24 protein-coding genes are annotated in these 25,066 nt (G+C 68.9%); 11 read left to right on the forward strand and 13 right to left on the reverse strand.

Annotated features, from left to right (window positions below):
* Window positions 1-10 precede the first annotated feature (10 nt).
* The 3 genes from OG579_RS18295 to OG579_RS18305 are packed head-to-tail and all read right to left on the reverse strand — an operon-like array spanning window position 11 to window position 1,859.
* Window positions 11-418, reverse strand: coding sequence for an arsenate-mycothiol transferase ArsC (locus OG579_RS18295; RefSeq protein WP_328857102.1), 408 nt, complete (start codon window positions 416-418; stop codon window positions 11-13).
* Window positions 415-1,500, reverse strand: a complete 1,086-nt coding sequence (gene arsB, locus OG579_RS18300; RefSeq protein ID WP_328857103.1) for an ACR3 family arsenite efflux transporter — start codon at window positions 1,498-1,500, stop codon at window positions 415-417. The genes OG579_RS18295 and arsB overlap by 4 nt, the downstream gene beginning before the upstream one ends.
* Window positions 1,497-1,859, reverse strand: coding sequence for an ArsR/SmtB family transcription factor (locus tag OG579_RS18305; protein ID WP_328857104.1), 363 nt, complete (start codon window positions 1,857-1,859; stop codon window positions 1,497-1,499). Before OG579_RS18305 ends, arsB begins: the two co-directional genes overlap by 4 nt.
* Before the next feature lie 454 nt (window positions 1,860-2,313).
* Here OG579_RS18305 and OG579_RS18310 point away from each other — a divergent pair, with 454 nt between their 5' ends.
* Entirely contained in the window at window positions 2,314-3,795 is a 1,482-nt protein-coding gene (locus OG579_RS18310) for an aminotransferase class I/II-fold pyridoxal phosphate-dependent enzyme (protein ID WP_328857105.1), read from the forward strand.
* Here the strand turns inward: OG579_RS18310 and OG579_RS18315 are convergent.
* Window positions 3,792-6,029, reverse strand: coding sequence for an NADP-dependent isocitrate dehydrogenase (locus OG579_RS18315; protein WP_328857106.1), 2,238 nt, complete (start codon window positions 6,027-6,029; stop codon window positions 3,792-3,794). The genes OG579_RS18310 and OG579_RS18315 overlap by 4 nt on opposite strands.
* 113 nt (window positions 6,030-6,142) lie before the next feature.
* Window positions 6,143-6,763: a TetR/AcrR family transcriptional regulator gene (locus OG579_RS18320; protein ID WP_328857107.1), complete on the reverse strand. Its 621-nt coding sequence runs from the start codon at window positions 6,761-6,763 to the stop codon at window positions 6,143-6,145.
* 86 nt (window positions 6,764-6,849) lie between these two features.
* Between OG579_RS18320 and OG579_RS18325 the strand changes: the two genes are divergently transcribed.
* Window positions 6,850-8,565: an N-acyl-D-amino-acid deacylase family protein gene (locus OG579_RS18325; protein ID WP_328857108.1), complete on the forward strand. Its 1,716-nt coding sequence runs from the start codon at window positions 6,850-6,852 to the stop codon at window positions 8,563-8,565.
* Window positions 8,566-8,578: 13 nt separating this feature from the next.
* Here OG579_RS18325 and OG579_RS18330 read toward each other — a convergent pair whose 3' ends face one another.
* A complete protein-coding gene (locus OG579_RS18330) occupies window positions 8,579-8,863 on the reverse strand; it encodes a hypothetical protein (protein WP_328857109.1) in 285 nt (94 codons plus the stop codon).
* Window positions 8,864-8,988: 125 nt separating this feature from the next.
* Here OG579_RS18330 and OG579_RS18335 point away from each other — a divergent pair, with 125 nt between their 5' ends.
* On the forward strand, window positions 8,989-9,207 hold the full coding sequence (locus tag OG579_RS18335) for a dodecin (protein ID WP_045824212.1): 219 nt from the start codon (window positions 8,989-8,991) through the stop codon (window positions 9,205-9,207).
* A 17-nt stretch (window positions 9,208-9,224) separates the two neighbouring features.
* On the opposite strand, the gene OG579_RS18340 is transcribed toward OG579_RS18335, so the two are convergent.
* Entirely contained in the window at window positions 9,225-10,112 is an 888-nt protein-coding gene (locus OG579_RS18340; RefSeq protein ID WP_328857110.1) for an aldo/keto reductase, read from the reverse strand.
* A 119-nt stretch (window positions 10,113-10,231) separates the two neighbouring features.
* Between OG579_RS18340 and OG579_RS18345 the strand changes: the two genes are divergently transcribed.
* The 4 genes from OG579_RS18345 to OG579_RS18360 are packed head-to-tail and all read left to right on the forward strand — an operon-like array spanning window position 10,232 to window position 15,338.
* Window positions 10,232-11,848, forward strand: coding sequence for an ABC transporter substrate-binding protein (locus tag OG579_RS18345; protein WP_408068699.1), 1,617 nt, complete (start codon window positions 10,232-10,234; stop codon window positions 11,846-11,848).
* Window positions 11,849-11,852: 4 nt separating this feature from the next.
* On the forward strand, window positions 11,853-12,851 hold the full coding sequence (locus tag OG579_RS18350; RefSeq protein WP_045824209.1) for an ABC transporter permease: 999 nt from the start codon (window positions 11,853-11,855) through the stop codon (window positions 12,849-12,851).
* Window positions 12,844-13,737, forward strand: coding sequence for an ABC transporter permease (locus tag OG579_RS18355; RefSeq protein ID WP_328857111.1), 894 nt, complete (start codon window positions 12,844-12,846; stop codon window positions 13,735-13,737). Before OG579_RS18350 ends, OG579_RS18355 begins: the two co-directional genes overlap by 8 nt.
* Window positions 13,734-15,338 carry an ABC transporter ATP-binding protein gene (locus OG579_RS18360; protein ID WP_328857112.1) on the forward strand — a complete coding sequence of 535 codons (1,605 nt, stop codon included), beginning with the start codon at window positions 13,734-13,736 and terminating at the stop codon, window positions 15,336-15,338. Before OG579_RS18355 ends, OG579_RS18360 begins: the two co-directional genes overlap by 4 nt.
* 38 nt (window positions 15,339-15,376) lie before the next feature.
* Here the strand turns inward: OG579_RS18360 and cysC are convergent, their stop codons facing one another.
* From cysC to OG579_RS18380, 4 genes are all read right to left on the reverse strand, one after another.
* Window positions 15,377-17,251 (reverse strand): adenylyl-sulfate kinase, encoded by a 1,875-nt coding sequence (cysC, locus tag OG579_RS18365; protein WP_328857113.1) that lies wholly within the window; start codon window positions 17,249-17,251, stop codon window positions 15,377-15,379.
* On the reverse strand, window positions 17,251-18,180 hold the full coding sequence (cysD, locus tag OG579_RS18370; RefSeq protein WP_328857114.1) for a sulfate adenylyltransferase subunit CysD: 930 nt from the start codon (window positions 18,178-18,180) through the stop codon (window positions 17,251-17,253). The genes cysC and cysD overlap by 1 nt, the downstream gene beginning before the upstream one ends.
* Entirely contained in the window at window positions 18,177-18,995 is an 819-nt protein-coding gene (stf0, locus tag OG579_RS18375) for a trehalose 2-sulfotransferase (protein WP_328857115.1), read from the reverse strand. Before stf0 ends, cysD begins: the two co-directional genes overlap by 4 nt.
* An 85-nt stretch (window positions 18,996-19,080) precedes the next feature.
* Window positions 19,081-19,542: a DUF309 domain-containing protein gene (locus OG579_RS18380; protein WP_328857116.1), complete on the reverse strand. Its 462-nt coding sequence runs from the start codon at window positions 19,540-19,542 to the stop codon at window positions 19,081-19,083.
* 109 nt (window positions 19,543-19,651) lie between these two features.
* On the opposite strand from OG579_RS18380, the gene OG579_RS18385 reads away from it, so the two are divergent.
* The gene (locus tag OG579_RS18385; protein WP_328857117.1) at window positions 19,652-20,443 is read left to right on the forward strand and encodes an HpcH/HpaI aldolase family protein; all 792 of its coding nucleotides are present in this window, start codon (window positions 19,652-19,654) and stop codon (window positions 20,441-20,443) included.
* A gap of 7 nt (window positions 20,444-20,450) precedes the next feature.
* Here the strand turns inward: OG579_RS18385 and OG579_RS18390 are convergent, their stop codons facing one another.
* Complete coding sequence (locus tag OG579_RS18390; protein ID WP_045824201.1) at window positions 20,451-21,662, reverse strand: acyl-CoA dehydrogenase family protein; 1,212 nt, start codon at window positions 21,660-21,662, stop codon at window positions 20,451-20,453.
* 181 nt (window positions 21,663-21,843) lie between these two features.
* Between OG579_RS18390 and OG579_RS18395 the strand changes: the two genes are divergently transcribed.
* A complete protein-coding gene (locus OG579_RS18395) occupies window positions 21,844-22,206 on the forward strand; it encodes a TraR/DksA family transcriptional regulator (protein WP_328857118.1) in 363 nt (120 codons plus the stop codon).
* Between the two features lie 92 nt (window positions 22,207-22,298).
* A complete protein-coding gene (locus tag OG579_RS18400; protein WP_328857119.1) occupies window positions 22,299-22,760 on the forward strand; it encodes a DoxX family protein in 462 nt (153 codons plus the stop codon).
* A 21-nt stretch (window positions 22,761-22,781) separates the two neighbouring features.
* Here the strand turns inward: OG579_RS18400 and OG579_RS18405 are convergent, their stop codons facing one another.
* Complete coding sequence (locus OG579_RS18405; protein WP_045824198.1) at window positions 22,782-23,264, reverse strand: MarR family winged helix-turn-helix transcriptional regulator; 483 nt, start codon at window positions 23,262-23,264, stop codon at window positions 22,782-22,784.
* 166 nt (window positions 23,265-23,430) lie between these two features.
* On the opposite strand from OG579_RS18405, the gene OG579_RS18410 reads away from it, so the two are divergent.
* Window positions 23,431-25,017, forward strand: coding sequence for an AMP-binding protein (locus tag OG579_RS18410; protein ID WP_328857120.1), 1,587 nt, complete (start codon window positions 23,431-23,433; stop codon window positions 25,015-25,017).
* The last annotated feature ends 49 nt before the right edge of the window (window positions 25,018-25,066 follow it).

Genomic DNA, 25,066 nt, shown 5'->3' on the forward strand with positions numbered 1-25,066 from the left:
CGCCCCTGGGCTAGACGAGACGGCGAACGAGGTCGTCCACGCGCGCGGCGATGTCGTTGCGGATCAGCCGCATCCGCTCCATGCCCTCGATCCCGCGGGTCGACGGTTCGTCAGTGTCCCAGTTCTCGAACACCGGCCCCGGCACGGAATCGACCGTGGCCTCACGGCCCAGGGTGATGACGACGTCCATCCGCGCCAGCAGGTCGGGGTCGATGGCCCGCGGACGCTCGGCCGAGATGTCGACACCGACCTCGAGCAGGGCCTCGGCGGACTGGTCATTGACCACCGAGCCGGGTCTCGTCCCCGCCGAGTGGACGTCGACGGTCTCGCCGGCGACCTTGCGCATGAGCCCGGCCGCCATCTGCGACTTGCCGCCGTTCTTCACGCACACGAACAGGACGCTCGGCGTCGTGCTCATAGCTGCGATCCCGCTGTCGTCGCGTCGGCACGGAACCGTTTCCGCAGGGCCAGCGACAGATACACCAGACCGACGAGCACGGGCACCTCGATCAACGGGCCGACGACGCCGGCCAACGCCTGACCCGACGTAGCGCCGTACGTGGCGATCGCGACGGCGATGGCGAGTTCGAAGTTGTTGCCGGCCGCGGTGAACGCCAACGTGGTGGTGCGTTCGTAACCGAGTCCGATGGCCGCACCGAACGCGTATCCACCGCCCCACATGACCGCGAAGTACACCAGCAGCGGCAGCGCGATGCGCACGACATCGATTGGGTGTGAGGTGATCTGATCGCCCTGGAGCGCGAAGAGGATCACGATCGTGAACAGCAATCCGTACAGCGCCCATGGACCGATACGCGGGATGAACGCCCGCTCGTACCACTCGCGCCCCTTGGTCTTCTCGCCGATTCGTCGCGAGAGGTAGCCGGCGACGAGGGGGATGCCGAGGAAGATCAGCACCGATTTCGCGATCTGCCAGGCCGAGGTCGAGATCGTGGTCTGCTCCAGGCCCAGCCATCCGGGCAGCACCGACAGGTAGAACCAGCCGAGCACCGCGAACATCACGACCTGGAACACCGAGTTGATCGCCACCAGGACCGCGGCGGCCTCGCGGTCACCGCACGCGAGATCGTTCCAGATGATGACCATCGCGATGCAGCGCGCCAGACCGACGATGATCAGCCCGGTGCGGTACTCGGGCAGGTCGGGCAGGAACAACCAGGCGAGCGCGAACATCAACGCGGGACCGAGGATCCAGTTGAGGGCCAGCGAACCGAGCAGCAGTCGCCGGTCGCCGGTCACCGAGTCGAGTCGGTCGTAGCGCACCTTCGCCAGAACCGGATACATCATGATCAGCAACCCGATCGCGATCGGCAGCGAGACGCCGTCGACGGAGATGGTCGACAGGGCGTCGTCGAGGCCGGGGATGCCGCGGCCCAGGAGGATGCCGCCGACCATCGCCACGCCGATCCACACCGGGAGGAAACGGTCGAGAACCGAGAGTTTCGCGACGACCGCGGGGGAGGCCTCGACAGTGCTCACGCGGACACCGCGACTCGGCCGACGGTGTCGACGGCGGCCGACAGCTTCTCCCACGCGACGGGTATCGCGCGGTAGTAGACCCAGGTGCCACGTCGTTCGCAGTCCAGGAGTCCGGCGTCGCGCAACACCCTGAGGTGGTGAGAGATCGTCGGCTGCGACAGGTCGAAGGTGTCGGAGATGTCGCAGACGCAGGCCTCGCCGTTGTCGTGGCTCGCGATGAGGCTCACCAATCGCAACCGCACGGGGTCGCCGATGGCCTTGAACATCCGTGCGAGCTCTGCGGACTCGTTCTCGCTCAGCGGCTCACGGATCAGCTGCCCGTCGCACCCGTCGGCGCCGCGCGCCTGTTGCTTCGACATCTGTCTATATTGACGGCTGTCGATGCAGCGGTCAAGCGATCAGGGTGTGTCTCGACGGCGCCGACGAAGGATGACGATCGCCGAACCCGCCAGTGCGACCAGGACGATCACCCCGACGATCGGAGGCCACGGGACGACAACGGTGTCGCCGTCAGGGTCCTCGATTGGCACCGGTTGGGTCGTCGTGGGCTCCACACCGGTTGCCGGTTGCGCACTGACTATGTCGGCGCGGGCCGATGCGCCCGAGGACACCCCGACCCCGGCGGCACATGCGATCGTGATGACCCCGAGAAGGGTCGCGAGGGCGGTGCGAATCCAGTTCACTCTCACCGACGTGCCCCCGCTCCGGATGTCACCACCCCATCGTAGGGATGCCGCGACGGGGTTCAGGGTGATGCCAACCGGTCTAATGGCGGCCTGTCGGTTGGTCCGGTTGCACGGATACCATCCCGCCATGGTTCCCGAACCGCAGCACAGTTCGCCGTATCTCGACGCGGTGGTCGCCTACGCGTTCCGTGGTCCGGCGCGCTATCACGTCCCCGGCCACAAGGGCGGTCCCGGAGCAGATCCCGCGCTACGAAAGGCGATCGGAGTCGATGCTCTGGCGGCCGACGTCCCCCAGGACATCCACGGCATCGACATCGGTCAGTCGCCGTCGGCGTACGAACGAGCGGAGACGCTGGCGGCCGATGCGTTCGGCGCCGCCCGGTCGTTCTTTCTCACCAACGGGGCCACCCAGGGCAACCACGCCCTGTGCCTCGCGCTGGCCGGACCCGACGTACATGTGGTCGCGCAACGTAATTCGCACGGATCGATCGTCGACGGACTGGTGCTCTCCGGAGGGATCCCGACGTTCGTCGCGCCGGAGTACGACGAGGATCTGGGCATCGCCCACTGTGTGACGCCGGAGTCACTCGACGCGGCGCTGGCCGCGGACCCCGACGCGCAGGCGGTGTTCCTGGTGTCGCCGACCTACTACGGGATGACCGCCGACATCGCCGCACTGGCCGAGGTGGCGCACGCCCGCCACATCCCGCTCGTCGTCGATCAGTCGTGGGGGCCGCACTTCGGCTTCCACCCGGCTCTGCCGACGACTGCGCTCGCGTCGGGAGCCGACGCCATGCTCACCAGCACCCACAAGATCGCCGGCTCGTTGACCCAGAGCGCCATGCTGCACGTCGGGAACTCCGGCCGGGTCGACGCCGACGCACTGGCCCGGGTGTTGCGACTGCTGCGCAGCACCAGCCCGTCGTCGCTGCTGATCGCCTCTCTCGACAGCGCCCGGCGGCAACTGTCGATGCACGGCGAGCAGCTGCTGCACGAGACGCTCGAGGCGATCGAACTCGCCCACGCGAAACTGCGCACGATCCCGGGTGTCGACCTGGTGGACCAGCGACTGGTCGGGCGGATGGGGGTGCATGCCTACGATCCGCTGCGCATCGTGCTCGACGTCCGCGGAACCGGTTGCACCGGATACGAGATCGCCGATGAACTGCGCCGCAGCTACGACGTCCACGTCGAGCTGCCGATGCAGGCGACCATCGTGCTGGTGGTGGGACTCGGCGACTCGGCACCCGCCTTGCGGCGACTGGCCGGCGACATCGAGGAGGCGGTCACCCGTCTGGCGCGGCCGGGGGTGACGACGCGCCCCCTGTCCGCGGGGACGGGGATCTTCGGTCACGGGGTGTCGGTCTCGCCGCGCGCCGCGTTCCTGGGGGCGTCGGAGCGGGTCGCGATCGCCGACGCCATCGGCCGCATCTCCTGCGAGGCGGTCGCCGCGTACCCGCCGGGGGTGCCGACGCTCCTACCCGGTGAAGAGATCACCGCCGACGCCGTCGCCTACCTCCAGCAGGTGGTCGAGGGCGGAGCACGCCTGCACGGCGCGAGCGATCCCGGCTTCGCGACCGTCGTCGTGCTCCGCTCGGCCCGGACCTAGTCCCGCGCGTCGGCGAGCGCGGCGTTGAACGTCGGGCTCGGACGCATCACCTCGGCGGTCTTGTCCCAATCGGGGTAGTAGTAGCCGCCGATGTCGACCTTCTCGCCCTGGACCTTCGCCAGCTCCTCGACGATGGTGTCCTCGTTGCTCTTCAGCGTCTCGGCGAGCTCGCCGAAGTGCTTGGCGAGGCCCTCGTCCTCGGTCTGCGCGGCGAGTTCCTGCGCCCAGTAGAGCGCGAGGTAGAAGTGGCTGCCGCGGTTGTCGAGTTCGCCGGTCTTGCGTGAGGGACCCTTGTCGTCCTCGAGCAGCCGACCGGTCGCGGAGTCGAGCGCCTTGCCGAGGATCGTCGCGCGCTTGTCGCCGGTCTTCTTGCCGAGATCCTCGAGGCTGACCGCCAACGCGAGGTACTCGCCCAGCGAGTCCCACCGCAGGTGGTTCTCCTCGAGCAGCTGCTTGACGTGCTTGGGGGCCGAGCCACCCGCGCCGGTCTCGTACAGCCCGCCGCCGGCCATGAGCGGCACGATCGACAGCATCTTCGCGCTGGTGCCCAGCTCGAGGATGGGGAACAGGTCGGTCAGGTAGTCGCGCAGGATGTTGCCGGTCGCGGAGATGGTGTCGAGTCCGCGGATCAGGCGCTCCATCGTGTACCGGATGGCACGTACCTGCGACATGATCTGGATGTCGAGCCCGTCGGTGTCCTCCTCGGCGAGGTACGTGCGGACCTTGGTGATCAGCTCGTTCTCGTGCGGGCGGTACGGGTCGAGCCAGAACACGACCGGCATGCCCGAGTCGCGCGCCCGCGTGACGGCGAGCTTCACCCAGTCGCGGATCGGGGCGTCCTTGACGATGCACAGTCGCCAGATGTCGCCCTCTTCGACGGTCTGGGTGAGCAGCACCTCGCCGGTCGCGTTGTCGACGATGTCGGCGACACCGGCCGCGGGGACCTCGAAGGTCTTGTCGTGTGAGCCGTACTCCTCGGCCTTCTGCGCCATGAGGCCGACGTTGGGGACGGTGCCCATGGTGGTGGGATCGAACTGTCCGTTGGTCTTACAGAAGTTGACCATCTCCTGGTAGATCCGCGAGAACGTCGACTCGGGGTTGACGGCCTTGGTGTCCTTCTGACGGCCGTCGGCGCCGTACATCTTGCCGCCGGAGCGGATCATCGCCGGCATCGACGCGTCGACGATGACGTCGCTGGGGGAGTGGAAGTTCGTGATGCCGCGCGCCGAGTCGACCATCGCCAGCTCGGGGCGATGCTCGTGGCACTTGTGCAGGTCGTCGACGATCTCCTCGCGCTTGGTCGCGGGCAGCGAATCGATCTTGCTGTACAGATCTGACAGACCGTTGTTGACGTTGACGCCGAGTTCGTCGAACAGCTCGCCGTGCTTGGCGAACGCCTCCTTGTAGAACACGCGCACCGCGTGGCCGAACACGATGGGGTGCGACACCCGCATCATCGTCGCCTTGACGTGCAGCGAGAACATGACGCCGGTCTCGTAGGCGTCCTGCATCTGCTCCTCGTAGAACTCGATGAGCGCCTTCCTCGACATGTACATGCTGTCGATGACGTCGCCGTCGGTGAGCGAGACCTTCGGCTTGAGCACGTGGGTCTCGCCGTCGGCGGTGGTGAGTTCCATGCGGACCTCGCGGTCGCCGTCGACGGTCATCGACTTCTCGCCGTGGTAGAAGTCGCCCTCCTCCATGTGCGCGACGTGGGTGCGCGACGCCATCGACCACGTGCCCATGCTGTGCGGATGCTTGCGCGCGTACTCCTTGACCGCCTTGGGTGCGCGTCGGTCGGAATTACCCTCGCGCAGAACGGGGTTCACCGCGCTGCCCAGGCACTTGGTGTACTTGTCGCGGATCGCGGCTTCCTCGTCGTTCTTGGGGTTGCCGGGGTACTCGGGGAGGTCGTACCCCTTGTCCTGCAGCTCTTTGATCGCGGCGCGCAGCTGGGGAACCGAGGCGCTGATGTTGGGGAGCTTGATGATGTTGGTCTCGGGCAACTGCGTCAGCCGACCCAGCTCGCCCAGGTTGTCGGGCACCCGCTGATCCTCGGGCAGCGTGTCGCTGAACTCGGCGAGGATTCGACTCGCCACCGAGATGTCGCTCGAGGTGACCGAGATGTCGGCCGCATCGGCGAAGGCGCGCACCACAGGCAGGAATGCGTGTGTCGCCAGCATGGGCGCCTCGTCGGTGAGGGTGTAGATGATGGTCGGCTGCTTCGCGTTCATGTTTCGCCTTCGCCTCGTAGTACGTGGACTGTTCCGGGGGTCTGCCCGTGTCCGCCTACACCAGTATCACGGACGCGCCCTGCTGCCGAGCGATGGCTCGGTCGCGCGGAGGGTCAGCCGTCGCGCGGGGGCCGTGTGAGCAGCCCGCGGATCACCTCGCCGAGCAGGGTGGCCGGCACCGCCTCGTCGTCGGCGAGGGCCTCGACCGAGAGCCCGTTGGTGAGGGCGAGGATCACCAACGCCATCTGGTCGACCGGGATCTCGAGCCGTACCGAGGTCTGGGCCAGCGCGAATTCGACGCGCTCGGTGATCTGCGCGCGTACCGCCCGGCGGTGCTCGGCGAACGCGGCGCGTCGCTGCGGGTCGCGCATCGCCCGCACCCAGTACTCGAAGAACAGCATCTGCCACTCACGGTTGCGGCCGATCGACGCCGTCAGGCGGGCGCCGAGTTCGGCGATCGCGGCGTCGACGGTCGGGGGCAGGTCGGCCAGCACCGCGACCGCAAGATCGGTGCGGGAGTCGATCTGCTGGTGCAGCAGCGCGTAGAAGAGGTCGTCTTTTCCGCCGAAGTTCGAGTAGACGGCGCCCTTGGTGAAACCCGCCGCCTCCGCGATCGCGTCGACGCGTGCGTCGGCGAAGCCCTTCGCTGCGAACTCGTCGCTCGCGGCATCGAGGATCCGCGTGCGCACGTCGTCGCGTGACGGCCGCACCGGCACCGTTCTGTTCCTCGACATGGGGTGACACTATCGGTCCCGTTCGATACTGTCGGTATCCGATACTGAAAGTATTGAAAGAGCACCGCCTGAGATCAGGAGAACCCATGACCCACTTCGACGTCCTCATCGTCAACGGAACCGTGTTCAGCGGAGACGACTCCGACCCGGTCCGCGCCGACGTCGGCATCTCCGGCGACACCGTGACCGCGATCGACGATCTGTCGGCGGCGACGGCGTCGCGGACCATCGACGCCGACGGCAAGTGGGTGATCCCGGGCATCCTCGACGTGCACACCCACTACGACGCCGAGGTGCTGGGCAATCCCGGACTGGGGGAGTCGACCCGACACGGGGTGACGACCGTGGTGATGGGCAACTGCTCGCTGTCGACGGTGCACGGTGAACCCGACGACATCGCCGACTGCTTCGCCCGCGTCGAGGCGCTTCCCTGGGACGTGGTCGCGGGAGCGGTCAAAGAGCACAAGGTGTGGCACGACGCGGGTAGCTACATCGACCACATCGACTCGCTCCCGCTGGGAGCCAACGTCGCGGCCTTCATCGGCCACTCTGACATCCGCACCACCGTGATGGGGATGGACCGATCGACACGCGAGGCGGCGACGCCTGCCGAGATCGAGCAGATGAGCACTCTGGTGGCCGACGCCCTCGACGAGGGATTCGTCGGGCTGTCGACCATCCGCAGTTCGTTCTCCAAGCTCGAGGGCACCCGATGGCCGGCGCGCCAACTGCCGTCGACGTTCGGCACCTGGCGCGAGTTCCGCCGTCTCAACCGCGAGGTCCGCTCGCGCGGACGCGTGCACCAGAGCACCCCCAACCTCACGCGCCGCCTGGAGATCGCGAAGTACTTCGCGCAGTCGATCCCGTTCCGCGGGCGCCCGGCGATGCGCACGAGCCTCATCTCCGCCGCCGACATCAAGGCCGACCGCACGGTCATCAAGGCCGCCACCATCAGCGCGCGGATCATCAACCGCGTGTTCGGAGGCGACTTCCGCTGGCAGCACCTGCCGGTGCCCTTCGAGGTGTACGCCGACGGTGTCGACCTCGTGGTGTTCGAGGAATTCGGTTCGGGGACCCTGGCTCTCGACATCCGTGACGTCATGGAACGCACCGAGCTCCTCCGGGACGAGAGCTATCGACGGGCGTTCCGCAAGGACATCGGCAAGCGGTTCGGTCAGCGTGTGTGGCATCGCGACCTCGGTGACGCCTTCATCGTGGCGTGCCCCGACGCCTCGGTGGTGGGCCGTTCATTCGCCGACGTCGCCGCCGACCGCGGGATCGAGCCGGCCGACGCCCTGCTCGACCTCGCCATCGAACACGGGGCCGACCTGCGGTGGCGGACGGTGATCGCCAACGACCGCGACGACGAACTCGACTCCATCGCACGCAGCGACGAGGTTCAGGTCGGCTTCTCCGATTCCGGCGCGCATCTGCGGAACATGGCGTTCTACAACTTCGGCGTCCGCTTCCTCGAACGGTGCCACGAGCGCGGGTTCATGCCGGTCCACTCGGCAGTGCATCGGCTCACCGGCGAGCTCGCCGACTGGTACGGGCTCGACGCCGGTCACCTGCAGGTGGGGAAACGGGCCGATGTCGCGATCGTCGATCCCGCCGGTTTCGACGGATCGTCGGCGCAGTACGCCGAAGCCGAACTCCCGGGGACGGGGGTGTCGCGGATGGTCAACCGCAACGACGCCGCCGTCGCGGCGACCGTCGTCGGTGGTCAGATCGTGGCCGAATACGGGGCGCTCACCCCGGTGACCGCTCGCGCCGGTCGCTTCCTGCGGGCGCGCACACGCTGACGCATCGCCGCGGTCACTTCGGGCGGGGGACGTCGGTCTCCCAGCGGGCGCGCCGTTCGTCGAGCGTCTGGTCCCACCACGGTGTGCCGCGCTCGCCCAGGGCGACCTTCGCTGCCTGCACGCCGGCCCGCGACTCCGGCGACCCGTCGGTGCGTTTCACCTCGCGGCGCCACGCCATCAGGATCGACCGCAACTCGGCGTCGCGCTCGTCGGGTATCTCGGGGTCGGTCGCCCGCCACCGACGCCCCTTCACCACGATGTAGCGCCCGTCGTCGGTGCGTTCCGGTCCGTCGCTCATGGGCCCACGGTGCCAGGTTTGCTTCCGCGTGGGTCGAACCGTCCCGACGACGGTCGGTGCAGCCCTAGGGTGACGGTGTTCCTACCCCGTTCCACCACAGGCATTTTGACCCCAGGAGAATCAGCATGAGCGACAGCGTCTACCGCATCACCGAGATCGTCGGATCGTCGGAGAGCAGCATCGACGACGCCATCAAGGGCGCGATCGCACGGGCGAACAAGACCGTCCGCAATCTCGAGTGGTTCGAGGTCGTCGAGACCCGTGGGCACATCGAGAACGGCCAGGTCGCCCACTTCCAGGTGACCCTGAAGGTCGGCTTCCGCCTGGCCGAGGACGGTGAGTAGAGCCCTCCAGCGCGAGCTCAGGCGCCGATCTTCGAGAGCTCGGCGAACTCGTCGTCGGTGAGTTCCACGGACGCGCCGGCGAGGTTGTCCTCGAGGTGGTCGATGCTCGAGGTGCCGGGGATCGGCAGCACGACCGGCGACCGCTTGAGAAGCCAGGCGAGCGCCAGCTGAGACGGGGTGGCGTCGTGCTGCTTCGCGAGTTCGGTGAGGGGGCTGCCCTCGGCGCTGAGCTTGCCGGTGGCCAGCGGGAACCACGGGATGAACCCGATGTTCTGTTCGGTCGACCAGTCGAGCAGCTCCTCCGACGACCGGTCGGTGAGATTGAACAGGTTCTGCACCGACACGATCTCGGCGATCCCCTGCGCCTGCTTCACCTCGTCGATCGACACCTGACTCAGTCCGATGTGGCGGATCTTGCCCTCGTCCTGCAGCTTCTTCAGCTCGCCCACCTGGTCCTCGACGGGGATGTCGGGGTCGATACGGTGCAGCTGGAACAGGTCGATGCGGTCGACCTCGAGCTTGCGCAGGCTCAGCTCGGCCTGTTGACGCAGGTACGCCGGACGACCGACCGGCGTCCACTCGCCCGGACCCTGACGGGTGAGACCCGCCTTCGTGGCCACGACGACGCCGTCCGCGGACGAGTCGCTGCGGAAGGGCCGCAGTGCCTCCGCGAGCAGCCCCTCGGCGACATCAGGGCCGTAGCTGTCGGCGGTGTCGAAGAAGTTCACGCCCAACTCGACGGCACGACGGATCACCGCGACCGCGGAATCGCGGTCCTTCGGTTCGCCCCACACGCCTTCACCGGGCAGCTGCATGGTGCCGTAACCGAGTCGGTTGATCTCGAGGTCGCCGCCGAGGCGAAAGGTGCCGGAGGCTGCTGCGGGGCGTGCGGTGTCGGTGGTCATGCCACCTAGGACGTCGTGAGGGGCCGAGGATATTCCGCGTCCCGTCCTCCCCGGCGCCATACCGTCAGCGTGGGCACAACCCTGTCGGGTACGGCGGGGCGGCCCGAAGATCGTCCACGATGCGTATCGTCTTCTCCTTGCTGAAACCCGTGCTGGCGACGGCACTCGTGGTCGTCGTCGCAGGGTGTGCGGGAACCGGCGTCGGCGGCGACGACAGCGGTCCGCCGCACCGCGGCGGCACCCTCAAGTACGGACTCTCCCTCGCACCGACGTGCGCCGATCCGGCGCAGTCGTCGAGCAACCAGACCATCTACGTCACCCGTCAGGTCGTCGACTCGCTCACCGACCAGAACCCTCGGACCGGCCAGATCGTGCCGTGGCTCGCGCAGAGCTGGCAGGTCGATCCCACCTCGCGCGACTTCACCTTCCGTCTGCGTCCCGGCGTGACGTTCAGCGACGGCACACCGGTCGACGCCACCGCGGTCAAGCGCACCTTCGACGCGATCGTGACGACCCTCGGCGGGGTGAAGGCGCCGCTGCCGGCGAGTTACCTCGCCGGGTACACCGGGACCACCGTCGTCGATCCGCTCACCGCGCGGGTCACGTTCTCCTCCCCGAACGCGCAGTTCCTGCAGGCGTCGGCGACACCGCAGCTCGGCATCCTCGCAGCGTCGACGAACGCCGAGTCGGCCGAGACGCGATGCCAGTCGGGGATCGTGGGATCCGGGCCGTTCACCTACGCCGACTATCAGCAGGACCGGTCGGCGAAACTGGTCCGCCGTACCGGATACGCCTGGGGTTCGGCGGCGTTCGGACACACCGGTGAGACCTATCTCGACGCCATCCAGTTCACCGTCGTCCCGGAGTCGGGGGTGCGCACCGGCAGCGTGTCCTCGGGTCAACTCGACGCCGTCAGCGACGCGCTGCCGCAGGACGCCCCGCTGATCGAGAACACCGGTGGCGTCATCCGGACCACGCCGAACCCCGGCCTGACGTTCGGGATCCAACCCAACGTCTCCCGCGGCGTCCTCGCCGACCCTGCCGTGCGGCGGGCCCTGATCCCGGCCATCGACCGGCAGGAACTCGTCGACACCGTGCTCGGCAAGGACTTCCTGCCCGCGACCGGTGTGCTGTCGGTCAAGACGCCGGGCTACCAGCGGTCCGATGCGGTGACCTTCGATCTCGAGCGGGCGAGATCGATACTGCAGCAGGCGGGCTGGACGCCGGGATCGGACGGTATCCGGACCAAGAACGGCGCGCGGTTGAGCTTCTCGATCCTGTTCAGCGCGGTGTTCGCCGGCAACCAGACGATCCTCGAACTCGTGCAGCAGCAACTGCGCAAGGTCGGGGTGGACGCGCGGCTCGACTTGGTGTCGCTCCCCGAGTCGACGTCGCGGCAGAACAGCGGCGACTTCGATGCCACGTACTACAACTCGACCCGCGGCGACGGAGACATCCTGCGGACCGCGTTCTCGGTGACGCAGCGGAACCTCAACCAGCAGCGCGTACCGAACGCGGCGCTCGAGCAGGCGTTCGTCGGCGAACTCTCGACCACCGACGTGGCCGCACGCAACCGGTTCTTCGCGCAGGCGCAGCAACAGATCCTCGACAACGGTCTGTGGATCCCGACCATCGAGCTGTCCCAGGCGATCGGTGTCGGACCCCGGGCGCATGCCGTCACCTTCGACGCCTCGGCCCGGCTGCAGTTCTACGACACCTGGGTGAACGGAGGCTGATGGCATGGCCCGATATCTGACTCTGCGCGTGCTGCAGGCAATCGGTGTTCTCTGGGCGGCGTTCACGGTGTCGTTCATCGTGCTGTTCCTGCTGCCGTCGGATCCGGTCAGCCTGGCCGCAGAGGGTGGCGGCGCGGGCACGCCGGTCGACAAGGCCGCGATCGCCGAGCTGCAGGCCCGCTACGGACTCGACAAGCCGGTGCTGGAACAGTATTGGACCGCGCTCTCCCACGCCGTTCGCGGCGATCTCGGCGTCTCCATCTCCACCGGACAGACGGTGACCGGAGCCATCGCCGCCGCGATCCCGAGCACCCTGGCGCTCGCCGCGACGGCCCTGGCCCTGGCCGTCGGCGGTGGCGGGCTCCTCGCCTTCCTCGGCGTCTACACCCGCGCCCGCCGGCTGCGCACCCTGCTGCTGTCGCTCCCGCCGCTCGGCGTCGCCGTACCGACCTTCTGGGTGGGACTCATCCTGCTGCAATGTTTCTCGTTCGGACTCCCGGTGTTCCCGGCGTTCGGCGACCGCACCCCGGCCGCCGTCGTCCTCCCGGCCATCACGCTGGCCATCCCCACGGGAGCCGTCATCGCACAGGTGCTGGCGAACTCGTTGGCCTCGACGTGGCGCGAGCCGTTCGTCGAGGTCGCCGCGACCAAAGGGGCGTCGCGGTGGTACATCCACACCCGCCACGTGTTCCGCCTCGCGACCGTCCCGGCGCTGACCATCGCGGGTGTGCTCGTCGGGGAGCTGTTGGCCGGATCGGTGGTCGTCGAGACCGTGTTCGCGCGAGCCGGTGTCGGGCGGCTGACGCAGACGTCGGTGCTGTCCCAGGACATCCCGGTGGTCCAGGGCGTCGTCGTGCTCACGTCACTGGTGTACGTCGTGGTGACCCTGGCCGTCGACATCGTCTACCCGTTCATCGATCCCCGGATCGTCGAGGGCAGACGCGGTCGATCCGAATCCGCCACCACCACGACCGAGGCGACGACGGAGGAGGCCCATGTCTGACCAACTGGTCATCGACACACCCCGGCTCGACGAGTCGACCGGCGCACGAGCGACGTCGCGCCCCGTTCGACGCCGGTTCTCCCCGTCGCGATGGGGCGGTCGGGCATCGGTCGCTGTGTCCGGAGTGGTGGTCCTCCTCGTGATCGGCTGGGCGGCTGTGCCGTCTCTGTTCGCGAGCGGCGACCCGCTCACCGGAACCCCACGGGACAAGTTGCAGCCACCGAGTGCATCCCACTGGTTCGGGACCGACAACATCGGCCGCGACGTCTACACCCGCGTCGTGCACGGGGCGCAGCTGTCGTTGACCGCCACGCTGCTCGCCGTCGGCCTCGCGCTCGTCGTGGGGTCGTTCATCGGGCTGCTGGCCGGCGCGATCGGCGGAGCCGTGGACGCGCTGCTGATGCGCATCGTCGATGTACTGCTGTCGATCCCGCTGCTGCTGATGTCCCTCGCTCTGGTCACCGCACTCGGATTCGGGACCGTCAACGTCGCCATCGCGGTCGGCGTGACGATGGTCGCCAGTTTCGCGAGGGTCATGCGATCGGAGGTCCTGCGGGTGCGACGCGCGCCGTATGTCGAGGCGGCGTTCGCCGTCGGGTCGCGGTGGCCGCGCGTGCTGGTGCAGCACATCCTGCGCAACGCCTCTGCACCCGTGATCGGGCTCGCCGCGGTCCAGTTCGGGTTGGCCGTGCTCGCGGTGTCGGCCCTGAGCTTCCTGGGCTACGGCGCGAAACCACCCACACCGGAATGGGGTTCACTGGTGTCGGAGGGGCGCAACTATCTCGCGACGGCGTGGTGGCTGACCACCGTGCCCGGTCTGGTCATCGTCGCGGTGGTCCTCAGTGCCCATCGACTGGGTCATGCCGTCGGGGAGCGTCGATCGTGACGCGCGGACCGCTGCTCGCGCTCCGCGGGCTCCGGATCGCCTACGGCGACACCGAGGTGGTGCACGGTGTGGACCTCACCGTCGACCGGGGCGAGGTCGTCGCGCTGGTCGGCGAATCCGGCTCGGGCAAGACCACACTGGCGCACGCGGTGGTCGGACTGTTGCCCGCCGGCGGGCGCGTCACCGACGGTGAGATCCGGTTCGACGGCGAGCGCATCGACTCGGCGCCGGCACGTCGCCTCGAGAAGCTGCGTGGAGCGCACATCGGTGTCGTGCCCCAGGACCCGACGTCGTCGCTGAACCCGGTGCGGCGCATCGGCGACCAGGTGGCCGAGATCCTGCGCATCCATGGGCGGGCGAACCGCCGCACCGCCGCCCTCGAGGCGGTCCGCATCCTCGACGAGGCGGGTATCGACCGCCCCGAGGTCCGTGCCCGACAGCACCCGGCTGAGCTGTCCGGTGGGCAACGACAACGCGTCCTCATCGGCATCGCGCTGGCGTGCTCTCCGGAGTTGGTGATCGCCGACGAGCCCACCAGCGCACTCGATGTCACCGTCCAGAAGCGGATCCTCGATCACCTCGACGACCGTGTCGACTCCACCGGCGCCGCGGTTCTCTTCATCACCCACGACCTGGGCGTCGCCGCCGATCGGGCCGACCGGATCGTCGTGTTGCGTGACGGCGTCGTCGTCGAGGACGGGCCGACCGCGCAGGTTCTCGCCTCCCCCGAGCACGAGTACACCGCGCACCTCGTCGCCGCGGCGCCGAGCCTGTCGCGGGCACGGACGCGCCGGACACCGGTGCGGGTCGACGGGCCCCCGCTGCTGTCGCTGCGCGAGCTGGGCAAGACCTTCCGTGCCGGCGATGAGAAGCTCGTCGCCGTCGATGGTGTGTCCCTCGAGATCCGCCGTGGACAGACCGTGTCGCTGGTGGGGGAGAGCGGTTCGGGGAAATCGACCACCGCCCGCATCGCCGCACGACTCGAGACGCCCACCAGCGGGTCGGTGCATTTCGACGGCGCCGACGTCACCTCCGCACGCGGCAGATCGCTGCGAGACTTCCGTCGCCGTGTCCAGTTCGTCCACCAGAATCCGTTTCTGTCGCTCGATCCGAGCGTGTCGGTCGGTGACACGATCGCCGAACCGTTGCGGGCCTTCGGGATCGGTGACCGATCCGGTCGTCGGACGCGGGTGGCCGAACTGCTGGCGAGCGTGTCGTTGCCGACCGACGTCGCCGACCGACGGCCTGCCCGTCTATCCGGAGGCCAGCGTCAGCGGGTCGCGATCGCGCGGGCACTGGCCCTCGAGCCCGACCTGGTGATCCTCGACGAGCCCGTCTCCGCGCTCGACGTGTCGGTGCAGGCGACGATTCTCGAACTGCTCGACGACCTGCAGCGCGATCTCGGTCTGACCTACCTGTTCATCTCCCACGACCTCGCGGTCGTGCGACAGATCAGCGACGAGGTCGCCGTCATGCGGTCGGGGCGCATCGTCGAGCACGGGGCTGCGGAGTCGGTGTTCGACTCCCCGTCACATCCCTACACGGCCGAACTCCGTGATGCGGTCCCCGGGCGGGACCATGTGCCCGATCGACGGGGGTAGCTGCCCGATCGACGGAGTTAGCTGCCCGATCGGGGTGGTCAGGGGCGCGGGGCGACCTCGTCGAGGACGGTGAGGATCTGGCGCACGAGGTCGTCGATGTCGGCGTCGGTGGTGTCGATGGTGATGTCCGGGTTCGCCGGCGCCTCGTAGGGCGCGTCGATGCCGGTGAGGCCCTTGAGCTCCCCGGCGCGGGCCCGGGCGTAGAGGCCCTTGGGATCGCGGCGCTCGCACTCGGCGAGCGGTGTGGCCACCGCGACCTCGACGAAGGGCAGGTCGGCGGCGTCGTTGAGGGCGCGGGCGATGGCCCGATCGGATTCCAGCGGCGACACCAGCGACGCGATGGCGACCACGCCCGCGTCGGCGAGCAGTCGCGTGAGGTGCCCGACCCGACGGATGTTCTCGGCCCGGTCACCCGGGGTGAATCCGAGATCGTCGGACAGACCGTGACGCACGTTGTCGCCGTCGAGCAGGTATGCGGTGCGGCCGGATTCGACGAGTGCGCGCTCGAGCGCCACCGCGACCGTCGACTTGCCCGAGGCGGGCAGGCCGGTGAGCCACACCGTCGCGCCCGACTGACCCGTCGCGCCCCAGCGGTGCGTCCGGTTGAGCGCCGAGGGATGCCACTTGACGTCCTTGCGGACCTGGGCGCCGGGCTTCACCTCGCGGGCGTCGAGGATGGTGCCCGCGCCCACGGTGTCGTTTGTGGTCTCGTCGATGAGGATGAACGCGCCCGCGTCACGGTTGCCGATGTACGGGTCGGCCACCACGATGGAACTGGTGCGCAGCGTCACGACGCCGATGTCGTTGAGCGCCAACTCGACCGGACCGTCCTGCTCGTCGAGCGTCTCGGGGTCCAGCCGCGACGACAGGGCCTGCACGGTGGCGCGCACGGTGGTGGCGGTGTGCTTGAGCGACAGTCGATCTCCGGCCCGCAGCGGTGTCTCGCCGAACCAGCAGACCGTGGCGTCGAGCTCGCGGGCGAGGACGGGCACGTGGGCCGCGTCGTCACCGCTGACGAGTACGTCGCCGCGGCCGATGTCGATGTCGTCGGCGAGTTGGACCGCCACCGACAGCGGGGCGACCGCGACGTCGCGGTCGTCGTCGAGGGTGTCGAGCGCGGTGACGGTGCTGCGCGAACCCGACGGCAGGGCCACGATCGGGTCGCCGACGGCGAGGGTGCCCGCCGACAACCGACCCGTGTAGCGACGACGCTCGGTGCCCACCGGCCGCGACACCCACTGCACCGGCAGTCGGAGCTCGGTCGCCTGTGCCGAGGGGGCGACGAGTTCGATCGACTCGAGGTACTCGAGCAGGGTCGGTCCGTTGTACCAGGGCGTGTTCTCCGACCGGTGCACCACGTTGTCGCCGTCCTTGGCGGCCAACGGGATCACCGTCAGCTCGGCGCCGCCGAGACGTTCTGCGAGCGTGGCGAGTTCGGTCTCGACCGCACGGAATTTCTGCTCGTCGTATCCGATGAGGTCGATCTTGTTCACCGCGGCGACGAGGTGTCTGACGTTGAGCAGCGTCGCGATCCGGGCATGGCGACGGGTCTGGCGAAGGACGCCGGCGCTCGCGTCGACCAGCAGGATCGCCACGTGCGCGGTGGACGCGCCCGTGAACATGTTGCGCGTGTAGCGCTCGTGTCCCGGGGTGTCGGCGAGGATGTAGTTGCGGGTCTCGGTGGAGAAGAAGCGGTAGGCGACATCGATGGTGATGCCCTGCTCCTGCTCGGCGCGCAGACCGTCCGACAACGCCGCGAGGTCGGGGACACCGTCTTTGAGCACCGCCTCGATGTGGTCGAGGGGCAGGCTGTCGGTGTCGAACATGAGACGTCCGATGAGCGTGGACTTGCCGTCGTCGACCGAACCGGCCGTGGCCAGTCGCAGCAGTTGGCGGTGGGCGTGGGTCGTCATCAGAAGTATCCTTCGCGTTTACGGTCTTCCATCGCCGCGATCGACGTGCGGTCGTCGGCGCGGGTCTCGCCGCGTTCGGACACCGTGGCGGCCGAGATCTCGGCGATGACGCCGGCGATGTCGGTGGCGTGCGAGCGCACGGCACCGGTGATGGTGAGGTCACCGACGGTGCGGTAGCGTACCCACTCGACCGCGGCACTCTCCGACTCACTCGGCGACGTGAACTCCGATGTCGCCAGCAGGATCCCGTCACGCTCGAACACCTCGCGCTCGTGCGCGAAGTAGATCGACGGCAGCTCGAGCTCCTCGAGTTCGATGTAGCGCCAGATGTCGAGCTCGGTCCAGTTGCTCAGCGGGAACACCCGCACCTGCTCGCCCCGGCGGATGCGGCCGTTGTACAACGACCACGGTTCGGGTCGCTGAGCGCGCGGGTCCCACTGCCCGAACTCGTCGCGGAAGCTCAGCACCCGCTCCTTCGCGCGGGCACGTTCCTCGTCGCGACGGGCGCCGCCGAACGCGGCGTCGTAGCGGCCGGCCTCCAGCGCGTCGAGCAGCGTGCGGGTCTGCAGGCGGTTGCGAGATGCGTTGGGGCCGCCGATCTCCTGGGCGCGCCCGGAGTCGATCGACTCCTGCACCGAACCGACCACCAGGGTGTGGCCGGCGTCGCCGAGGCGGCGGTCGCGGAACTCGATGACCTCCGGGAAGTTGTGGCCGGTGTCGACATGGAGCACCGGGAAGGGCAGCGGCGAGGGCCGGAAGGCCTTCTCGGCCAACCGCAGCAGCACGATGGAGTCCTTGCCGGCGGAGAAGAGCAGCACGGGCCGTTCGAGTTCGGCCACCACCTCGCGGATGATGTGCACCGACTCGGCCTCGAGGGCCCGCAGTTCGTCGACGTGGGTGGTGTCGTCGGTGAGCGTGGGCACGGTCATGCGGACGCTCCTTTCTCGAGGGGTTCGGTGCCGTGACTGTCGCGCAGGTATCGGGCGATCCAGTCCGACGATCGCGCATTGGCCTGGCGCTGCAGCACCGGCGGCGGGGCGAGGCCGGGGTCGAGGTCCAGGGCCTCGAGCACCCTTGCCACCTCGGCGGTGGTGTCGGAGGCCAGTTGTCGGTAGTCGATCTCGATGGGGGAGACGTCGGCTTCGGCGAACCAGCGTCGCCAGCTGCGTTCCTGCTCGGCGAGGATCCGGTGCAGGTGGGCGATGCCGCCCGCGTGGTACTCGGCGCGGGCATCGACCTCGGGGTCGGCGGCACCACGCCACACACGGGTCTGCACTGCCCGCCACATCGAGACGGCCTGCGCCGCGATGTCGTCGCGGTACACGTGGACGTAGAGGACGTCGGGACCGAGCAGATCGGCGATCGCCGAGCGCAGGTCCGTGCCCGAGCGGTTCGGCAGGCCCGCGGCGTGCGCGGTGAGCAGCGGCGTCTGGTTCCACATCAACTTGCCGCCCCACACGCCGTTGTCGGTGGCGCCGACACTCCGGATGCGCGCCGCCCACTCCTGCGCGGTCTCGGTCTGCGGGGTCCCGGGTTCGAGGGGGTCGAGCAGACGCAGGATCGACTCGTCGGTGACACCGGCGAACCACTCGCGCGGTTGCGGGGCGAGGTCACTGTGGGGCAGGTACTGGAAGAACTCCTCGGGGTGCCCGGCCTGGCCGGTGGCGCGCAGCGACTCCACGAGCAGCGTGCTGCCGCTGCGTTGGGTCGCGAGCACCAGGTAGGCGCGCGGTCGGCTCGTCATCTGCGGAATACTAGTCACCCTGCAGCTCGACTGCGCACCAGCGGTTTTCGTTCACCGTGGGCCTAAATCTCGACGCCGGCGACGGTCACCGCAGGCGGGGCGGATCGGTGGTGTCGGGTAGCGCCGCCCAGGCGATGAGACCCACCACGTCGAGTCCGTGCGGGGGGTCGGCGGCGAACGGCCGCAACCCCTGCGCTCCGCGACGCAGCAACCGGTCGGCGCCCTCGGGTCGTTCGCGCAGACGGTGGGTGAGACCGACCGCCAGCTGCGCCAGGGACTTCCACAGCTCGGCGTCGTCAGATCCTCGATCGCGCGCGGACTTCCATGCGTCCTCGAACACCTCGTGGGCGTGAAAGGGCCGACCCGAGTCCAGGAGTTCCTGCGCCTGCTCGATCGTCTCGGAGACACTGCGCACGACGCCCTCGGGCGCGCGGGGCACGCCCTCGGCCCCGCGCGGCAACGGTCGGCCCAGTCCGTCACGGGGTCGGGCGTTGCGTGGGCGACCGTCGGGATCCCGGTCCCGTCGCTCGTCGCCCACACCTGTCATCGGTCCACCCTGTCACGGCACTAAGTTGCATTATTTTCGGTCACATCGCCGTTGACGCCCCCGGCGCCACGACAGCAGGGTGAGAGCCAGGCAACAGAAGGGCTCACACATGGATGCCATCACATTCGCACGCACCATCCGAGAACGTCGCGAGTCGGTCGGATACTGGGTGACGCTCGATGCGCCGCCTGCCACCGAACGCATCGCACGCGTCGGCTACGACTTCGTCTGCCTCGACGAGCAGCACGGGATGATGGGGTACGCGGGCATCCTCAACGGGATGATGGCGATCGACGCCGGCCGCACCGCCGTCGGGCTCGTCCGCGTCGGCGAGAACTCCGAACGCCTCATCGAGCGCGCCCTCGACGCCGGCGCCGTGGGCGTCATCGTGCCGATGGTCAACACCGCCGCCGACGCGGTGCACGCGGTCGCCGCGACCCGCTACGCCCCGCTCGGTGTGCGCTCCTACGGACCGGCACGGTCGGCGCTGCGCATCGGTCCGCGCCCCGCCGAGGCCAACGAGGCGACCGTCGTGATCGCGATGATCGAGACCCTCGAGGCGCTCGAGAACATCGAATCCATCTGTGCCGTGGACGGACTCGACGGCGTGTACGTCGGGCCGTCGGATCTGTCGATCGCGCTGGGCGGCGCGTATCCCTACGACCCGTCGATCGGTGAGGTGTACGAGCAGGCCTTGGCCACCGTCGCCGACACCGCCCGCCGCCACGGCGTCGCCGCGGGGATCCACGCCCCCGACGGGGCCACCGCGGCCCTGCGGATCGACCGCGGTTACACCTTCGTCTGCATCGCCAACGACCTCGCGCACCTCGAGGTGGCCGCGGCCACCCACCTGCACGCCGCGCGTGTCGGTGTACCGAACGCCGAGACCGTCTCGCGCTGAGCCGTTCTCAGGTCAGTCGCACACCCGAGATGGCGCGCGCGATGACGAGCTGCTGGATCTGCTCGGTGCCCTCGAAGATGTCGAAGATCTTGGCGTCACGGTGCATCCGCTCCACCGGGTACTCGCGGGTGTAGCCGACACCGCCGAGGATCTGGATCGCGCGCTCGGTCGACCACACCGCGACGCGACCGGCCTTGAGCTTGCTCATCGACCCCTCGGCCGCGGCGAACGGCTGCTTCGCCGCACCCATCCAGGCGGCGCGACGCACCAGCAGTCGTGCCGCGTCGATCTCGGTGGCCATGTCGGCGAGCATGAACGAGATCGCCTGGTTCTCGATGATCGGCTTGCCGAACACCACCCGATCCTTGGCGTAGTCGAGGGCGTACTCGTAGGCGGCCCGCGCGACGCCGATGGCCATCGCACCGACGGTGGGTCGGGTGGTCTCGAAGGTCGCCATCGCGGCCTGCGCACCGGTCTTGCGGCCCTCCTTGGCGCGGGCGATCTTGGCGTCGAGCTTCTCCTTGCCGCCGAGCAGGGCGCTGCCGGGGACACGGACGTCGTCGAAGAAGATGTCGGCGGTGTTCGAGGCGTGCAACCCGTGCTTGCGCAGCTTCTTCGGCGACGCGATGCCCGCGGTGTCGGACTTCAGCACGAACGCGGCCTGTCCCCGCGAGCCGAGACCGGGTTCGACGACGGCCTGCACCACCAGCACATCGGCGATGCCGCCGTTGGTCACCCACGCCTTCTGGCCCGAGATCACCCACTCGTCGGAGGCCTCGTCGTACTTGGCCGTGGTGCGCATGTTCGCCACGTCGGAACCGGCTTCGGGCTCCGAGGAGCAGAAACCGGCGACCTTCACGTCGTCGGCCGAGCCGTAGCACTGGGGAACCCACTCGATGATCTGCTCGAGCGTTCCCGCGGCGGCGATCCCGGCGGCGGCCAGGCCGGTGCCCATGATGGCCAGACCGATGCCACCGTCACCCCAGAACAGTTCCTCGGTGAGGATCGGGAAACTCTGGCCGGTTTCGTCCTCGCGCAGGTTCGACATGATCTCGAAGCCGTAGAGACCCGCCTTCGCGGCCTCCTGCAGCACCGGCCACGGCGTCTCCTCGCTCTCGTCGTACTCCGCCGCGGCGGGCCGGATCGTCTTCTCGGCGAACTCGTGCGCCCAGTCGCGCAACGTGATGTGGTCGTCGGTCAGAGCCAGCGAGAACGTCATCGAACGCCTTTCTTGCGGGTGAGGATCGGCGCGGGTGACGCGATCTCCTCGACTCTAGGGGCGGGGGTCGTGCTGTGCCGAGGGATCGGGCCCAAGACCGGTCATCGCCCGTCGGAAGGTGCGGGTGCTCTGTGATCTTCTCCCATCGACCGGTGTCGGAGGCGGGCCGTACCGTGCGCACATGGACCCCGACATCGCGCGTGGTCGACTCGCCGCCGAACGTGCGGACGCGTCGGCGCTCATCGGGTCGATGCGCGCCCGGCTCTCGGCGGTCGTCGACGCCGCGGTCGATGAACACGCCGACGACGAACACGACCCCGAGGGCTCGACGCTCGCGTTCGAGCGGGGACAGCTCGTCGCACAGATCGAACGGTCGACCGAGCGTGTCGCCGAGGTGGACGCCGCACTCGCACGTCTCGGGGACGGCACCTACGGACGGTGCCTGGACTGCGGGGGCGACATCGCGGAGGTCCGACTCGAGGCCCTGCCCGCGACCGGGGTGTGCATCACCTGCGCGTCACGCCGTCATCGATCGCGCTGGTGACCTCGAATACTTGCAGCGTGAAGTAATCGACTGCTACTTTTTCACTTCACGTATGAAGTGAAAATCGCTTCGTTCCCACTGCTGGAGGACCCATGAACACCACTGTCCCGCGCGACATCGCCCTGCTTCTCGCCCGCGTCGGGGTGGGGGTCGTCTTCCTCGCCCACGGACTGCAGAAACTCGACGTGTGGGGATACGCGGGAACCAAGACCGCGTTCGCGGGGATGGGCGCGCCGGTCCCCGGGGTCTCGGCGTTCCTCGCCACCTGGGTGGAGATCCTCGGCGGGATCGCGCTCATCGCAGGGCTTCTCACGCCGATCTTCGCGATCCTGCTCGTCGCGGACATGATCGGGGCCTACTTCATCGCTCACATCGGCAACGGGATCTGGATCTCCGACGGTGGCTACGAGCTGGTGCTCGGCCTCGGTGCCGCGGCGCTGGTCATCGCGGCCGTCGGTGCCGGCCGGTTCAGTGTCGACGGAGCCCTGGGCACGCGCCTGCCCTGGACGCGCCGAACGGTCGCCGCCGAGCGTGAGCGGGTCACCGCGGCCTGAGCGACCCTGGCGGTCGGCGCGTCAGCGGTCCTCGTCGTCGAGCGAGGACCGCAGGCGCCTGCCGATCTCGCGGAGCTGTCGGATCTGTGCGGAGGTCAGGGGATCGAAGACCAACCGCCGCACGGCCTCGACGTGTCCGGGTGCGGCATCGACGAGGACCTGCATGCCGTCGTCGGTGAGCGAGGCCAACGTGAAGCGGCCGTCGGAGGGGTCGGTGGCGCGGGTCAGCCATCCCCGCTTCTCCATGCGTGCGGTCACCTGCGACAGCCGCGGGAGCTGACCCTCGGTCACCACGGCGAGATCGCTCATCCGCAGCGTGCGGTCGGGGGCCTGCGACAACCCCGCCAGCACCTGGTATTCGAAGTGGGTGAGGCCCGAGTCCCGCTGCAGCTGTCGACCGAGGGCGGCGGGCAGCCGGATCATCACCGTGGTCAGCGCCATCCACGACTCGAGCTCGTCGGTGTCGAGCCAGCGCGTGGGGTCCTCCGGTGTGGGGTCGGCCATGTCGGGAGCGTACTGCAGGCGCGAAAACCCCGGTGCCAGAACCGACTTGCGTCGGCGGGGACGGTCTGTCGTGAGGCCGGAGCGGATCGCGGTGTCCGATTCCGCGGAACCGGAGTGTGATCGCCGTTACACTCGCGATCACTCGACGCCAGGCAGAGGAGTTCCGATGACCGCCGATCTCGACCCGGGTCCACAGACCGTCACCGACGGTCGGGGGCTGCTCCCGGACTTCGTCACGCGGTGGGCGCAGGACCGCCCCGACGCGACCGCCATCACCTACGGCGACACCTCGTGGACGTGGGAGCATTGGGATCTGCGGATCCGACGCCTCACCGGCGCGCTGCGCTCGGCGGGTATCGGGCGCGGGGACACCGTCGCCTTCGTCGACAAGAACCACCCCGCATGCCTCGAGGTCACCTTCGCCGTCGCCGCCCTCGGTGCCGCTGTCGCCATCGTCAACTGGCGCCAGGCCGGCGACGAGCTCGTCCACGTCCTCGTCGACAGCGGCTCGACCATGGTGTTCGCCGGTGCCGAGTTCGCCGAGTCGGTCGAGGCGGTGGCCGACCGCACCCCGGCGGTCACGCGGACGCTGGTGGTCGGCGGCGAGGGCGCCGACGACTATGAGTCCTTCCTGGCCGCGGGCGAGCCGACGTCGGCCGCCGCCGATGTCGTCGACACCGATGCACTGCTGGTCATCTACAGCTCCGGCACCACCGGTCGCCCCAAGGGCGTCGTCCTCGATCAGCGTGCGCTGATCACCCACACCGTCGACAACGGCGACGTGTTCCCCTACGCCGCAGGCGACATCAGCCTCGTCGCGATGCCGCTGTTCCACGTCGGCGGGATCTCGTATGCGTTCATCGGGATCCGTGCCGGGGTGCCGAGCATCATGACCCGCGAACCCGACGCGGCGTCGCTGGTGGGGGCCTTCGTGGCCGGCGCCACGCACGCCTTCTTCGTACCGCCGGTGCTCGCCGGTTTCCTCGCCGCGGGTGAGGGCGCGATCGGCGCGTTCGCCAAGCTCAAGTTCGTGGGCTACGGCGCCGCACCGATGCCGCTGCCACTGCTGCAACGGGCGCTGAACGCCTGGCCGCACATCGATTTCGTCCAGGTCTACGGGCAGACCGAGATCGCGGGCGTGGCCACCGTTCTGCGTCCGGAGGTGCATCGCGATCCCGCTCGCGAACACCTGCTGGTGTCGGTCGGCACCGCACTGCCCGGTGTCGAGATCCGCGTGGTCGACGTGGTGTCGGGCGAGGACGTGGCCGCGGGCGAGGAGGGTGAGATCTGGCTGCGCACAGTGCATGCCATGACCGGGTACCTCAACCGGCCCGACGCCACGGCCGAGACCATCACCCCCGAGGGCTGGTTGCGCACCGGCGACATCGGGCGCATGGACTCCGACGGATACGTCTTCGTCGACGACCGGATCAAGGACATGATCATCACCGGTGGCGAGAACGTGTACGGACCCGAGGTGGAGCGCGTGCTCATGGAACACCCCTCGGTCACCGACGCCGCGGTGATCGGCGTCCCCGACGAGCGGTGGGGTGAATCGGTGAAGGCGGTGGTCGCGGTGTCGGCCCCCATCGAGGCCGACGAGGTCATCGCGTTCTGCCGCACCCGCCTGGCCGGATACAAGTGCCCGCGCACGGTCGACGTGATCGATGCGCTGCCGCGCAACCCCAGCGGCAAGATCCTCAAACGCGAGCTGCGTGCCCCGTTCTGGGAGGGCCAGGGTCGCCGCGTCTGAAACGCACCCCGCGCGTGCGCGGTGGGCGGTGTCGTTGGACAGTGGGGTG

Source organism: Williamsia herbipolensis, from assembly GCF_036153515.1.
Lineage (GTDB): Bacteria > Actinomycetota > Actinomycetes > Mycobacteriales > Mycobacteriaceae > Williamsia_A > Williamsia_A herbipolensis.

Coding starts and splice junctions, on each gene's coding strand:
- OG579_RS18405 (WP_045824198.1), bottom strand. CDS start 23,264: ATGGCCGACCCCACACCGGAGGACCCCACGCGCTGGCTCGACACCGAC.
- OG579_RS18355 (WP_328857111.1), top strand. CDS start 12,844: ATGTCTGACCAACTGGTCATCGACACACCCCGGCTCGACGAGTCGACC.
- OG579_RS18380 (WP_328857116.1), bottom strand. CDS start 19,542: ATGACAGGTGTGGGCGACGAGCGACGGGACCGGGATCCCGACGGTCGC.
- OG579_RS18385 (WP_328857117.1), top strand. CDS start 19,652: ATGGATGCCATCACATTCGCACGCACCATCCGAGAACGTCGCGAGTCG.
- OG579_RS18390 (WP_045824201.1), bottom strand. CDS start 21,662: ATGACGTTCTCGCTGGCTCTGACCGACGACCACATCACGTTGCGCGAC.
- OG579_RS18410 (WP_328857120.1), top strand. CDS start 23,431: ATGACCGCCGATCTCGACCCGGGTCCACAGACCGTCACCGACGGTCGG.
- stf0 (WP_328857115.1), bottom strand. CDS start 18,995: ATGACGAGCCGACCGCGCGCCTACCTGGTGCTCGCGACCCAACGCAGC.
- OG579_RS18400 (WP_328857119.1), top strand. CDS start 22,299: ATGAACACCACTGTCCCGCGCGACATCGCCCTGCTTCTCGCCCGCGTC.
- OG579_RS18350 (WP_045824209.1), top strand. CDS start 11,853: ATGGCCCGATATCTGACTCTGCGCGTGCTGCAGGCAATCGGTGTTCTC.
- OG579_RS18335 (WP_045824212.1), top strand. CDS start 8,989: ATGAGCGACAGCGTCTACCGCATCACCGAGATCGTCGGATCGTCGGAG.
- OG579_RS18315 (WP_328857106.1), bottom strand. CDS start 6,029: ATGAACGCGAAGCAGCCGACCATCATCTACACCCTCACCGACGAGGCG.
- OG579_RS18295 (WP_328857102.1), bottom strand. CDS start 418: ATGAGCACGACGCCGAGCGTCCTGTTCGTGTGCGTGAAGAACGGCGGC.
- OG579_RS18305 (WP_328857104.1), bottom strand. CDS start 1,859: ATGTCGAAGCAACAGGCGCGCGGCGCCGACGGGTGCGACGGGCAGCTG.
- OG579_RS18310 (WP_328857105.1), top strand. CDS start 2,314: ATGGTTCCCGAACCGCAGCACAGTTCGCCGTATCTCGACGCGGTGGTC.
- cysC (WP_328857113.1), bottom strand. CDS start 17,251: ATGACGACCCACGCCCACCGCCAACTGCTGCGACTGGCCACGGCCGGT.
- OG579_RS18340 (WP_328857110.1), bottom strand. CDS start 10,112: ATGACCACCGACACCGCACGCCCCGCAGCAGCCTCCGGCACCTTTCGC.
- OG579_RS18345 (WP_408068699.1), top strand. CDS start 10,232: ATGCGTATCGTCTTCTCCTTGCTGAAACCCGTGCTGGCGACGGCACTC.
- OG579_RS18325 (WP_328857108.1), top strand. CDS start 6,850: ATGACCCACTTCGACGTCCTCATCGTCAACGGAACCGTGTTCAGCGGA.
- OG579_RS18320 (WP_328857107.1), bottom strand. CDS start 6,763: ATGTCGAGGAACAGAACGGTGCCGGTGCGGCCGTCACGCGACGACGTG.
- cysD (WP_328857114.1), bottom strand. CDS start 18,180: ATGACCGTGCCCACGCTCACCGACGACACCACCCACGTCGACGAACTG.
- OG579_RS18395 (WP_328857118.1), top strand. CDS start 21,844: ATGGACCCCGACATCGCGCGTGGTCGACTCGCCGCCGAACGTGCGGAC.
- OG579_RS18330 (WP_328857109.1), bottom strand. CDS start 8,863: ATGAGCGACGGACCGGAACGCACCGACGACGGGCGCTACATCGTGGTG.